At 61.1% G+C, this 12,782-nt stretch carries 11 protein-coding genes; 6 read left to right on the top strand and 5 right to left on the bottom strand.

Annotated features, from left to right (window positions below; genetic code table 11):
• Nucleotides 1–4 precede the first annotated feature (4 nt).
• The 4 genes from AGR7B_RS19990 to AGR7B_RS19975 all read left to right on the top strand — a co-directional run bounded on the left by AGR7B_RS19990 (nt 5) and on the right by AGR7B_RS19975 (nt 5,604).
• On the top strand, nt 5–1,633 hold the full coding sequence (locus AGR7B_RS19990; protein ID WP_080857679.1) for an alpha-D-glucose phosphate-specific phosphoglucomutase: 1,629 nt from the start codon (nt 5–7) through the stop codon (nt 1,631–1,633).
• A gap of 405 nt (nt 1,634–2,038) precedes the next feature.
• On the top strand, nt 2,039–3,994 hold the full coding sequence (gene glgX, locus AGR7B_RS19985) for a glycogen debranching protein GlgX (RefSeq protein WP_080857678.1): 1,956 nt from the start codon (nt 2,039–2,041) through the stop codon (nt 3,992–3,994).
• Nucleotides 3,995–4,048: 54 nt separating this feature from the next.
• Nucleotides 4,049–4,537: a MaoC family dehydratase gene (locus tag AGR7B_RS19980; protein WP_065657376.1), complete on the top strand. Its 489-nt coding sequence runs from the start codon at nt 4,049–4,051 to the stop codon at nt 4,535–4,537.
• 23 nt (nt 4,538–4,560) lie between these two features.
• Nucleotides 4,561–5,604, top strand: coding sequence for a DUF2332 domain-containing protein (locus AGR7B_RS19975; protein WP_080857677.1), 1,044 nt, complete (start codon nt 4,561–4,563; stop codon nt 5,602–5,604).
• On the opposite strand, the gene AGR7B_RS19970 is transcribed toward AGR7B_RS19975, so the two are convergent.
• Genes AGR7B_RS19970 through AGR7B_RS19950 form a run of 5 tightly spaced genes read right to left on the bottom strand, consistent with a single transcriptional unit; the run spans nt 5,601 to nt 11,094 of the window.
• Nucleotides 5,601–6,155: a sarcosine oxidase subunit gamma gene (locus tag AGR7B_RS19970; RefSeq protein WP_080857676.1), complete on the bottom strand. Its 555-nt coding sequence runs from the start codon at nt 6,153–6,155 to the stop codon at nt 5,601–5,603. The two genes, AGR7B_RS19975 and AGR7B_RS19970, sit on opposite strands and share 4 nt — an antisense overlap.
• A complete protein-coding gene (locus AGR7B_RS19965; RefSeq protein WP_080857675.1) occupies nt 6,148–9,108 on the bottom strand; it encodes a sarcosine oxidase subunit alpha in 2,961 nt (986 codons plus the stop codon). Before AGR7B_RS19965 ends, AGR7B_RS19970 begins: the two co-directional genes overlap by 8 nt.
• On the bottom strand, nt 9,105–9,419 hold the full coding sequence (locus AGR7B_RS19960; protein ID WP_003508553.1) for a sarcosine oxidase subunit delta: 315 nt from the start codon (nt 9,417–9,419) through the stop codon (nt 9,105–9,107). Before AGR7B_RS19960 ends, AGR7B_RS19965 begins: the two co-directional genes overlap by 4 nt.
• 11 nt (nt 9,420–9,430) lie before the next feature.
• The gene (locus AGR7B_RS19955) at nt 9,431–9,841 is read right to left on the bottom strand and encodes a hypothetical protein (RefSeq protein WP_162934211.1); all 411 of its coding nucleotides are present in this window, start codon (nt 9,839–9,841) and stop codon (nt 9,431–9,433) included.
• On the bottom strand, nt 9,841–11,094 hold the full coding sequence (locus AGR7B_RS19950) for a sarcosine oxidase subunit beta family protein (protein WP_059756984.1): 1,254 nt from the start codon (nt 11,092–11,094) through the stop codon (nt 9,841–9,843). The genes AGR7B_RS19955 and AGR7B_RS19950 overlap by 1 nt, the downstream gene beginning before the upstream one ends.
• Before the next feature lie 316 nt (nt 11,095–11,410).
• Between AGR7B_RS19950 and rpsU the strand changes: the two genes are divergently transcribed.
• Together rpsU and AGR7B_RS19940 are read left to right on the top strand one after the other, a co-directional pair.
• Nucleotides 11,411–11,638 carry a 30S ribosomal protein S21 gene (rpsU, locus tag AGR7B_RS19945; RefSeq protein ID WP_003508541.1) on the top strand — a complete coding sequence of 76 codons (228 nt, stop codon included), beginning with the start codon at nt 11,411–11,413 and terminating at the stop codon, nt 11,636–11,638.
• 133 nt (nt 11,639–11,771) lie between these two features.
• Nucleotides 11,772–12,668 (top strand): tetratricopeptide repeat protein, encoded by an 897-nt coding sequence (locus tag AGR7B_RS19940; RefSeq protein WP_003508539.1) that lies wholly within the window; start codon nt 11,772–11,774, stop codon nt 12,666–12,668.
• Nucleotides 12,669–12,782: the final 114 nt, after the last annotated feature.

Here is a 12,782-nt window from a genome sequence, read left to right as displayed (position 1 = left end):
AACAATGATCAAGACCGTTCAGACGAAGCCCTATCAGGACCAGAAGCCGGGCACATCCGGCCTGCGCAAGAAGGTGCCAGTCTTCGCACAGGAAAATTACGCCGAGAATTTCATCCAGTCGATCTTCGACGCGCTTGAGGGCTTTCAGGGCCAGACGCTGGTGATCGGCGGCGACGGCCGTTATTACAACCGCGAAGTCATCCAGAAGGCGATCAAAATGGCCGCCGCTGCCGGTTTCGGCAAGGTTCTGGTCGGTCAGGGTGGCATTCTCTCGACGCCTGCCGCCTCCAACGTCATCCGCAAATACAAGGCGTTTGGCGGCATCGTGCTTTCCGCCAGCCACAATCCCGGCGGCCCGAACGAAGATTTCGGCATCAAATACAATATCGGCAATGGCGGCCCCGCACCGGAAAAGATCACCGATGCGATCTATGCCCGCTCGAAGGTTATCGACAGCTATAAAATCTCCGACGCCGCCGATATCGATCTCGACAAGGTGGGCAGCTTCAAGGTGGACGAACTGACGGTCGAGGTGATCGATCCGGTTGCCGATTACGCCGCCCTGATGGAAGAACTGTTCGATTTCGCCGCCATCCGCGCGCTGATCGCCGGCGGTTTCAAGGTCGTGGTCGATTCCATGAGCGCCGTCACCGGGCCCTATGCCGTGGAAATCATCGAAAAGCGCCTCGGCGCGCCGAAGGGCTCCGTCCGCAACGCAACGCCGCTGCCGGATTTCGGCGGCCATCATCCCGACCCGAACCTTGTCCACGCCAAGGAGCTTTATGACGACGTCATGAGCCCGGAAGGCCCCGATTTCGGCGCGGCCTCCGATGGCGATGGCGACCGCAACATGGTGGTCGGCAAGGGCATGTTCGTCACCCCGTCCGACAGCCTCGCCATCATCGCGGCCAATGCCAAACTGGCCCCGGGTTATGCCGCCGGCATTTCCGGCATTGCCCGTTCGATGCCGACGAGTGCGGCAGCGGACCGTGTGGCCGAAAAGCTTGGCCTTGGCATGTATGAAACGCCGACCGGCTGGAAATTCTTTGGTAATCTCATGGATGCCGGCAAGGTGACGATCTGCGGCGAAGAAAGCTTCGGCACCGGCTCCAACCATGTGCGCGAAAAGGACGGCCTATGGGCCGTGCTCTACTGGCTGAACATTGTCGCCGCGCGCAAGGAAAGCGTGAAGGACATCGTCACAAAACACTGGGCCGAATATGGCCGCAACTATTATTCCCGCCATGACTATGAGGAAGTGGATTCGGACGCCGCCAACACGCTGGTCGCAACCCTGCGCGAAAAACTCGCCACGCTTCCCGGCACCAGCTACGGCAATCTGAAGGTCGCGGCGGCGGATGATTTTGCCTATCACGATCCGGTCGATCAGTCGGTCAGCAAAAATCAGGGCATCCGCATCCTGTTCGAAGGCGGTTCGCGCATCGTGCTGCGCCTTTCCGGCACGGGCACTGCGGGCGCCACACTTCGCCTTTATGTCGAGCGTTACGAGCCGGATGCGGCCCGCCACGGCATCGAAACGCAGGAGGCGCTTGCCGACCTGATTTCCGTTGCCGATACGATCGCCGGCATCAAGGCCCATACCGGCCGTAGCGAGCCGAGCGTTATTACCTGAGGTTTTGTTCAGTTGCATCCGCCGTTGCTGCTGGAGAGGCGCAGAATCGAAAAGACGGGAGGCGGCCACAAGGCCGTCTGAGAGTAGTAACAGACCTCTCTCCAAACTCGACGTCATCCTCGGCCTTGTGCCACTGCTGTCCGGTTTAAATTTGGTGGACATGGCGCACGGTGTTGATTCTACTCGTATTCGAGCGTTTGGCGACGATCTCGGACACGAAAGAGGAGCAACACCGTGCGCCATGTCCACCAAATTTAAACCGGACAGCAGTGGGACAGGCCCGAGCATGACGGAGGAGAGGTTTTGGGTTCGCCATCGATCACAGGCGGACGCATACCCGCCTTCCATTACCGGCCACCTTCTACCCTCACGAAGAAGAAACAACTATTCACGGAGAGACAGACCATGCAGACACCTTCCGTTTTCCCCAAAGGCGCAATCCAGACGGAAAACGGAACGGAATTCACGGTCTATTCCCGGCACGCCTCGCAGATCGATCTCTGCCTTTTCGATGCGAACGGCGAAAAAGAAACGGCGCGTTTGCCGATGACGCGCGGTGAAGATGACGTTCACCGGTTGACCGTCTCCGATGCCGGCCCCGGCACGCGATATGGCTTTCGCGCTCACGGCATTTACGCTCCCGAACACGGCCTCTGGTTCGATCCTGCAAAGCTGCTGCTCGACCCCTATGCCACGGAGATCGACCGCCCCTTCCGGCACGATCCCGCGCTTTACGCCTTTGGTGCGGATACCGGCGGGATCATGCCGAAGGCGATCCTTTCGCAGCATGAGCCGGTCCGGCGTCAACCGCCGTTTTTTGCCGAAGGCGGGCTGATTTACGAACTCGCCGTCAAATCCTTCACCCAGCTGCATCCTGAAGTGCCGGAAGAGATCAGGGGCACCGTTGCCGCACTTGCCCATCCCGCCATTATCGCGCACCTGAAAAAGATCGGCGTCGACGCGGTGGAATTGATGCCGATCACCGCCTGGATCGACGAGCGCCACCTGCCGCCGCTCGGCCTTTCCAACGCCTGGGGTTATAATCCCGTCGGCTTCATGGCGCTCGATCCGCGCCTCTGCCCCGGCGGCGTGCGGGAATTGCGCGACACTATTGCCGTGCTGCACGCGGAGGGCATCGGCGTCATTCTCGATCTGGTCTTCAACCATACGGGCGAAAGCGATATCGAAGGTTCGATCCTGTCGTTGCGCGGGCTCGATAACCTCACTGCCTTTCGCCACCCGCCGGGAAAACCGGGCGTGCTGGTCAACGATACCGGCACCGGCAATACGGTTGCCTGCGACCATCCCTATATTCGCCAGCTCATCGTCGATTCCCTCAGGCATTTCGTTCTGAACGCCGGGGTGGACGGCTTCCGTTTCGACCTCGCGCCCGTGCTCGGGCGAACGGCCAATGGCTTTGACATGGCAAGCGAAACGCTCGCGGCCATGCATTCGGACCCGGCACTTTACGACCGCCTGCTGATCGCCGAACCATGGGATATCGGCCCCGGTGGATATCAGCTCGGCAATTTCCCCGAAAGCTTTCTGGAGTGGAACGACCGCGCCCGCGACGATATGCGCCGCTTCTGGCGCGGCGACGCCGGCACCACCGGGGCGCTGGCCGATGCGCTTTCCGGGTCTTCGCCGATCTTTTCCCGCCATGGCCGAGCGAACAGCCGCAGCGTCAACTTTCTCGCCGCCCATGACGGCTTCACCCTGTTCGACCTCGTCAGCCACGAACACAAGCACAATGAGAAAAACGGCGAGAACAATCGCGACGGCCACAATGAAAATCACTCCTGGAACAATGGTTTCGAAGGCCTGACGGATGACCCTGCCATTGTCGACGCCCGCATTGCGGATGTGAAGGCGCTGCTTTCCACCCTGTTCGTCAGCCGCGGCGTCTTGATGTTGACCGCCGGCGATGAGGGCGGCCGCAGCCAGCATGGCAACAACAACGCCTATTGTCAGGACAATGACATCACCTGGGTCGACTGGTCTTCGCTTGTGCCCGAACTGATCGATCACACGGCATTTCTCGCAGTGCTTCGCAAACGCTTCGGCGTCTTTTCCGAGACCGGCTTCTTTTCCGGCAGCGGCGATGTGACATGGCTTGCCCCGGGCGGGGAGCCCATGACGATTGCGGACTGGGAAAGCCCGAATGGACCCGCCTTCGCCATGGTGCTTTCAACGTCGGACCGCGAAACGGGCGTCGAGGTCGAGCTTGCGGTTCTCATCAATCGCGGTCGCGAGATCGTTCCTTTCACGCTGCCCGGTGATGGCTGGTGCGCCATCGGCACGGATTTCGGCAATCCCGCCTTCCTGCCCGCCCGTTCCGTGGTGTTTTATCTGCGCAGTTGATCCCTTCGCGTCGCCAGCCGTATAAGTCCCTCGAAACAATGCGGACGAGGTAACATGACAAAAGAAATTGCGCTGGCGGAGATGAAACATCTGGTCGGCACGGAAATGGGCGTCTCCGACTGGATCACCGTCGACCAGACGATGATTGACGCTTTCGGAAAGGCGACGCTGGATGAACAGTTCATCCACACCGACCCGGAACGCGCCAAAGCGGAAAGCCCCTTTGGCGGCACCATCGCGCATGGATTCCTGACGCTGTCTCTGCTTTCGGCGCTGAATTACGATGCCCTGCCCCGCATCCGCGAACAGACCATGGGCATCAATTACGGCTTCGATGCCGTTCGTTTCGTTACGCCGGTCAAAAGCGGTGCGCGGGTGCGCGGCCGCTTCACACTGGCGGAGGCGCGTTTTCGCGGCGCGGCCATGTTGATGACGACCTATGACGTGACGGTGGACATCGAAAACGAGAAAAAGCCGGCGCTTACCGCCCGCTGGACCACCATCAGCCAGTTCAACCCGGAGGACAGGCCGGAAGACGCCTGAAACTGCCGCAAGGGAGAGACCGCATGCATGACGAAGCCGTAAAGAATGCGTTTCTCGTGCAGGCAAGAGCCTGCGACAGCCTCGGCTCGCCCTTTACCGCACGGCTCTGCCGCGCCATGGCAGGACGACTCGACCGCCATACCGAGGTGGGCGAGCGGATCTTGTCCTGGCCCGGCGATGTCGGCCCCTCGGGCGATTCCGTTCCCCTCCGGCTGGCGGGCGCCCTGCATGCGCTCGCCATAGAGGAAAAGATCGCGCCGCTTGCCGATATCCCGCCGGAAGACGAAGAAGCGCTCTGGCAGGCCTGCGCCAGCGCCCTGCGTTTTCATTCCCCCTTCATCCTCGAAAGGTTGAAATCACCGCCGCAGACCAACGAGGTTCGGCGTTCCGCCGTTCTGCTGCCGGGCTTTCTTTCGATTGCGGCACTGACCGGCAAGCCGCTGGTGCTTTCCGAAGTTGGAGCCAGCGCTGGCCTCAACCTGCAATTCGACCGTTACCGATATCGCCTCGGCGATCTCGCCTGGGGTGAGCAATCCGATGTTTTCCTGTCACCGGAATGGCGCGGCGACACGCCCGCCCATGAGCGGATCGAGGTTATCGAGCGCGCCGGCTGCGATCTCAACCCGCTCGACCCGTCATCCGCCGAAGATCACCTGCGGCTGATGTCCTATGTCTGGGCCGACCAGACAGACAGGCTGGAGCGAACCGCCGCCGCCCTGCGGATAGCGGTGGAGCATGGTCTGCATGTCGAGAAGGCGGACGCGGTCGACTGGCTGAAATGCCGCCTCGCCACGCAATATGCGGGTGCTGTCCATGTCGTCTATCACTCGGTCGCCTGGCAATATCTGCCCGATGGACTGAAACAGGAAGGCGAGGTTGTGATTGCCGAAGCTGGAACCCGCGCCACGCCGGATGCCCCGCTTGCCCGGCTGCAAATGGAGGCGGATGCGACGCCGGGCGGTGCCGCCATTACCCTGCAGATCTGGCCGACCGGCGAGAAACAGGAAATCGGCCGGGCCGATTTCCATGGGCGGTGGGTGGAATGGCGGGGGTGGATGGCGGGTTAAACCGCCACGTCCTCAGCCGCCTCCTGCAACAGCCCGCCGACATATTCGGCAAAGGAACGCCAGCATTCCACCCGGAACGTATCGTCCGCCGTGCGCAGCAGCACGACTTCCGCCTTGCCGAAAACGGTGCGCGAGCACGCGCCGACCGGGAACTTTGCGAGAGAAAGATCCTGCGGGCAGCCGGCATTGAGTGCCGCTTCCGCACCGGCACCGGAGACGATGACGGCCGTATTGCGGTGGGAAATATCGGTTGCAGAAAACAGGCCGGAAACGCCGGCGAGAGCCGCCACCAGGTCGCTTTCGCCCTGATCGATCACCAGCCATTCATCCGGGCCGAGCCACAAAGCGGACCGCAGGCCCGAGGTGACGGAGCTTTTCGGGCGGGCAGGCAGGGCAAGACCGAGCGCTTCCGAAAGTGCCGGCAGGGCGCTTTCCCGGGCGCGCAGCGACAGCCGCGAGGCGGAAGCAGCGGGTTTCAGCGAAACGAAGGGAGAGCCGCCGTGAAAATCCTCGAGCACGGATTTGCGTTTTGCGTGAAGTTTGTCAGCCATTGAGACGGGCTCCTTCCTTGTCGAGGAAGACCATGTCGGTCACTTCGACGGCAATGGTTTTATCGGCGAGCGGAATGTAGAGCGTTTCGCCCATGCGCGCCCTGCCATCCGCCACCAGCGCGAAAGCGATGGAATGGCCGAGATTTTCCGACCAGTAGGCGGAGGTGACATGACCGAGCATGGTCATGGGTTTCGGCTGGTTTGGATCGACAACGATCTGGCCGCCCTCGTCCGGAACGGTCAGCCGGTCTTTCGTCTTCAGGCCGACAAGCTGTTTGCGGCCGGAGCGCGTGAGATCGGGACGTTTCAGACCGCGAATGCCGACGAAATCCGTCTTCTTTTTGGAAACGGCCCAGGCAAGCCCGGCATCGTCTGGCGTCACCGTGCCGTCCGTATCCTGCCCGACGATGATATAGCCCTTTTCCGCACGCAGAATGTGCATGGTCTCGGTGCCATAAAGGCAGCCGCCGACGGCTTCCGCCCTTTCGCGGATCGCGGTCCAGACGGCCGCGCCGTAATCGGCCGGAACGTTGATTTCGAAACCCAGTTCACCGGTAAAGGACACGCGGAAGAGCCGTGTCGGCACACCGCAGAAGGTGCCTTCGGCCACCGCCATATGCGGGAAGGCCTCCGGCGAGAGATCGATGCCCTCGACGAAGGGAGCGATAACCTCGCGCGCCTTTGGCCCCTGCACGGCAATCACGGCCCATTGTTCGGTGGCCGAGGTGAGCCAGACATTGAGATCGGGGAATTCGGTCTGGAGATAATCTTCCATGTGCTGGAGAACGCGCGGCGCGCCGCCCGTGGTGGTCGTCACGTGGAAACGGTCTTCGGCAAGACGCCCGACGACGCCGTCGTCGTAAACGAAACCGTCTTCGCGGGTCATGATGCCGTAACGGCAACGGCCGGGTTTCAGCGTGTCCCAGGCATTGGTGTAGATGAGGTTCAGGAACTTCGCCGCATCCGGGCCGACCACCTCGATCTTGCCAAGCGTCGAGGCATCGAACACGCCGACGCTTGTCCGAACCGTCTTGCATTCGCGGTTGATCGCCTCATGCATGTCTTCACCCGCCCGCGGGAAAAACCAGGCGCGCTTCCAGTTGCCGACATCCTCGAACACCGCACCTGCAGCCAGCTCTTCCTCGTGCATCGGCGTCTTGCGGGCCGGGTCGAACAGCGCGCCGCGCGAATGGTTGATGAGCGTGCCGAAGGTGACCGGCGTATAGGGCTGACGGAAGGTGGTGAGACCGACCTTGGGCAAATCCCGGCCAAGCGCCTCCGATGCGATGGCAAGGCCGTGCATATTGGACATCTTGCCCTGATCGGACGCCATGCCATTGGTGGTGAAGCGCTTGATATGCTCGACGGAATGCATGCCCTCGCGCACGGCAAGGCGGATATCCTTGGCGCAGACATCGTGCTGGAAATCGATGAAGGCCTTGACGCCGGTGCCCTCACCCGCGCCTTCGGCCGCACCGATCATGCCACCGGTCCAGGTCCTGGCATTCTCGCCGGAAAACTCGACGCCGCCGCCACCGGCAGCCGCAGCCTCGGCAATCAGCGCGGAAAGATCGTCCGTGCCGTTGCAGGCGCCGATGGAGACGCCGTTCTGCACATGGATATCCGGCAGGAAACGCTGGTTAGCCGCGTCAAACTTCAGCTTGCCGCGCGATTGCGAGAAGAGATGCACCGATGGCGTCCAGCCGGCCGAAACCACAAGCGCATCGATGGCGATCTTGCGCTTGTTGGAGCCGCCATTGCGGCCAACTGTCATGGAAGACACACGCAGGCGGCCGGCGGTATTGTAAACGCTATGGCCCGCCAGCACTTCGATGCCGAGCGCCCGCGCCTCATCCAGCAGGCGCTGATCCGGGTTCTCGCGGCAATCGACGATGGCAGCGATTTTCACCCCGACCTTCTTCAGATCGAAGGCCGTCTCATAGGCCGAATCATGGGCGGTGTAGACCCCGACATTTTGACCCACGGCGACGCCGTAATGGTTGAGATAGGTACGTGCGGCCGAGGCCAGCATGATGCCGGGGCGGTCATTATTGGCAAAGACCATGTGACGTTCGATCGCACCCGCCGCCAGCACGACCTTTTTGGCGCGCACCTGCCACAGCCGCTCGCGCGGCTGGTGTCTGGCGGGCGTGGCGAGATGATCGGTCACCCGCTCGGCCAGCGCCACGAAATTGTGGTTGTAATAACCAAAAGCGGTGGTGCGGGTGAGAACCCGCACATTGGGCAGGGACTTCAGTTCGGCAAAAACCTTCTGCGCCCATTCGTAACCGGGCAGACCGTCGATAACCGTGCCAGTGTCGAAACGCAGCGCGCCGCCGACTTCGGCATTTTCATCGACCATAATGACGCTGACGCCGGTTTTCGCGGCAGCAAGCGCCGCCGTCAGACCAGCGACGCCGGCACCGGCCACCAGCACATCGCAATGGGCATAACGACCGGAATAATGATCCGCATCCGGCTCGCTCGGCGCCCTGCCGAGACCGGCGGCGCGGCGGATCAGCGGTTCGTAAATCCTGTGCCAGGCGGCCTTCGGCCACATGAAGGTCTTATAATAAAAACCGGCCGCGAACATCGGCGACAGGAGATCGTTGATGGCGCTTAGATCGAAGGATAGCGACGGAAAGCGGTTCTGCGAGGCGATGATCGCGCCGTCGAACACTTCCTGCACCGTGGCACGCACATTGGGCTGCTTGCGCAGACTGTCGCGGGAAACGTCGATCAGCGCATTCGGCTCTTCCGGCCCGGCGGAAAGGAAGCCGCGCGGCCGGTGATATTTGAACGAGCGGCCGATCAGATGCACGCCATTCGCCAGAAGCGCGGAGGCGACCGTGTCCCCCTCCAGCGCCTGATAAATCTTGCCATCGAAGGTGAAGCGCGCGGTTCTGGCCGGGGTGAGACGACCGGCCCCCTTGATACGATAATCGCCGCTCATTGCCCGGCTCCCTTTTCTGCGGAAAGGACCGTCTCAGTATCGGGTTTCGGCTCACCCGCCTTGTAGGTCATCAGGAATTTGTCGCTGACCGAATCGCGGGCGGCGTTGAAGAAGCGGCCGCAGCCGTGAATGTGACGCCAGCGCTCGAAAACGAGGCCCTTGTCATTGTCGCGAATGAAGAAATATTCGGCGAAGGCCTCGTCGGAAATATCGGCGATGTTTTCCGGCCGGGCGATATGGGCTTCGCCCGCCCAGCGGAATTCCAGTTCGGAACGGTCTTCCCCGCAATAGGGGCAATGGATCAGAAGCATCGTCGCTCCACCTAGAGAGAATTTTCCGGAAGGATCGTTCCGGCGGGTTGGTCACACAGCCGCTTTCCCATGGCTACGAAAGGGGAAAGCCGCTTTAAAAGCTGCTCGAAATTATCGAAAGGGCGTAGCGCCGAGGCCCGGCCCATATTGACGATGGCAACCGCCATCATGTCGGTGTCGATCGCGAAGGGGTAATCCTGCCCGCCATCCTCCTTCTCGCCGACAAAATAAACCATCTTGTTCGCGAGACTTGGAGCACAGAGAAGCAGGCCTTTTTCCGCCATGAAGGGCCAGTCTTTCTCCCCCTGCATCTTCGCAATCTTCTGGCTGCGAAAATCCCTGGCCTCGGGAATGACGCGGCCGACGGGCACGGGCACGGCCGCGCCTGATATGTTGATCGCAAGCATGGCCGCCGCCAGCATCAATGCGCCACCGCGGCAGCGGCAGCCTCATCGATAAGACGGCCGGTGCGGAACCGGTCGAGCGTCAGCCCCGCCGCCAGACGATGCGGTTCACCCCGCGCGATGAGATGCGCGAAAAGATTGGCCGAACCCGGCGTCGCCTTGAAGCCGCCCGTGCCCCAGCCGCAATTGACGAAGAGGTTCTGCACCGGCGTCACGCTCTGGATCGCCGAGCGGTCGGGCGTGTTGTCGGTAATGCCGCCCCATTGGCGCATCATCTTGACGCGGCGGAAGATCGGGAACAGCTCGCAGATCGCGTCGAGTGTGTGGGTGATGATCTGCAGGCCGCCGGTCTGGGAATAGGAGTTATATTGATCAGTGCCCGCGCCGATGACCAGCTCGCCCTTGTCGGATTGCGAAATATAGGCGTGGACCGTGTTGGACATCACCACGCAGGGGAAAATCGGCTTCAGCGGTTCCGAAACCAGCGCCTGCAGCGGGTTGGAATGCAGCGGAACGCGCACATCCGCCATTTTCATGATGACGGAGGAATGACCGGCGGCGGAAACGCCGATCTTCTTCGCACCGATGAAACCGCGATTGGTTTCCACACCCGTCACCGCCCCGTCCGGCCCGCGGCGAATGCCCGTGACCTCGCAGTTCTGAATGATGTGCACGCCGCGGTCGGAGGCCGCGCGGGCATAACCCCAGGCCACAGCATCGTGGCGCGCCGTGCCGCCGCGGCGCTGGAGGGCAGCGCCGTTGATCGGATAACGCGCATTGCCTGATATATCGAGCGGCGGGCAATAGGCTTTCGCCTGCTCCGGCGTCAGCCACTCATTGTCGATGCCGTAAAGACGGTTGGCATTGATATGGCGGCTGAAGGACTGCCGGTCATGAATATTGTGCGACAGCATCATCACGCCGCGCGCCGAATACATGACGTTGTAATTGAGATCCTGGCTCAGGCCTTCCCACAGTTTCAGGGAATGCTCGTAAATATCCATGCTCTCTTCATAGAGATAGTTGGAGCGGATGATGGTGGTGTTGCGGCCGGTATTGCCGCCGCCAAGCCAGCCTTTTTCCAGAACCGCGACATTGGTAATGCCGTGTTCCTTGGCAAGATAATAGGCAGCCCCCAGCCCATGGCCGCCGCCGCCGATGATGATGACATCGTAATCCTTGCGCGGCTCGGGCGAGGCCCATTGCGCATCCCACCCCTTATGACCCCTGAGCGCCTCACGCGCCACGGCAAAAACGGAATATTTGCGCATTCGCAATCTGCTCCTCAAGAACCGGCCAGAAGCCGGAAACATGGCTCCGGCCCTTATCATACACATGGCAAATCGGGATGGGAGGCAATATCCATTTTGCGACGCCGCAATGATTTTGTTTCGACATCGCAGGCAGAATTCCGGGCAAGCCGCATTTTGCTGGGTGATTATGCGCTACCGGCTGGACTTGGCTCAAATGATCTGTTATTGCACGTCACCAATCGCCCGGCTCGACAGCCGAACGAACGATTTTTTATTTGCGTGCGAATGCCTTATTCACATAGCAAATTAACCAAACCAAAGGAACGGGATTCACGTGCAGGTACTAGTCCGCGACAATAACGTTGATCAGGCGCTCCGCGCCCTGAAGAAAAAGATGCAGCGCGAAGGCATTTTCCGTGAAATGAAAATGCGCGATTACTACGAAAAGCCCTCCCAGAAGCGCGCTCGCGAAAAGGCTGAAGCCGTTCGCCGCGTTCGCAAGCTGGCACGCAAGCGTGCACAGCGCGAAGGTCTGGTTGCAGGCCCCCGCGCAGGCCGTTAATAGGCCGTCTTTTGGACGTTTTTGAATGCTTGTTGGGCGGGGGCGATCAATTCGCCGCCGCTCTTTGTGTTTGTGGCCGGAGAACGCTCTTGAAAACGACCGTGAGACCGGCCTGCGAGGGAACCCACACCGAATGATCGCTGTCGACGCCTGTGTTGTGAAAAACTCCGATGCCTCAACGCGCCGGGTGCCATTGAAAAACAACAGAGGGTTCCGCGCTTCTCTGGTCGTCTGTACCGTCCTTGCCGGTCTTTCCGGCTGCGCGACATCCAACCAGACGGAAGATGTGTTCAGGATCGACCGTGCCCAGGGTTCGCAGGAAAACATCGCCTCGCTTACCTCGGTCATCAACGCCAATCCGCAGGATCCCGAAGGCTATAACGTCCGCGGTTCGGCTTACGGCCGCGCCGGCGATTCGCGCCGCGCCATCGAGGATTTCAACAAGGCGCTGCAGCTCAACCCGCGCTTTTATCAGGCCTATGCCAACCGCGCGCTGGTCTATCGCAACTCCGGGCAGCAGCAGCAGGCCCTGCAGGACTACAACGCCGCCCTGCAAATCAATCCGAGCTACGATGTGGCGCTGATCGGCCGCGGCAATCTTTACCGCCAGTCCGGGCGTGTGAACGAAGCCTTCAACGATTTCTCCCGCGCCATCGAGCTTGAAACCACCGATGGACGCGCCTGGCACAATCGCGGCCTGATCTACCAGCTGCGCAACCAGCATGCCCAGGCCATCGAGGACTTCTCCAAGGCAATCTCGCTGTCGTCGACCTCGCCGGAACCCTATAACGGCCGCGGCCTTTCCTATGTCGCCTTGAACGACGATGAGAACGCCTTTGCCGATTTCAACCACGCCATTTCGCTGGATGGCAATGTGGCGGAATCCTGGGCCAACCAGGCGCTTGTTTATGAGCGTCGCGGCGAGATGGCCAAGGCCGCCAAGTCCTATGGACATGCCGCCCGGCTCGACCCGAAATACAAGCCCGCACTCGACGGCGTTGCCCGCACACGCGGCGCCGGCGCTTCCTGATCAAACGGGCATGAACAAAAAAGCGCGTGTACGACGTACGCGCCGTTTACTTTCGTTAACGTAACGTACGTAGGACGTCGACTACGTCGTGTCGTCGGCCGGTCGGTCGTCCGT

It is taken from the genome of Agrobacterium deltaense RV3 (assembly GCF_900013505.1).
Taxonomy (GTDB): domain Bacteria; phylum Pseudomonadota; class Alphaproteobacteria; order Rhizobiales; family Rhizobiaceae; genus Agrobacterium; species Agrobacterium leguminum.
Note: the sequence above shows the minus strand (reverse complement) of the source record. Positions and strands in the feature narration are given on the sequence as shown.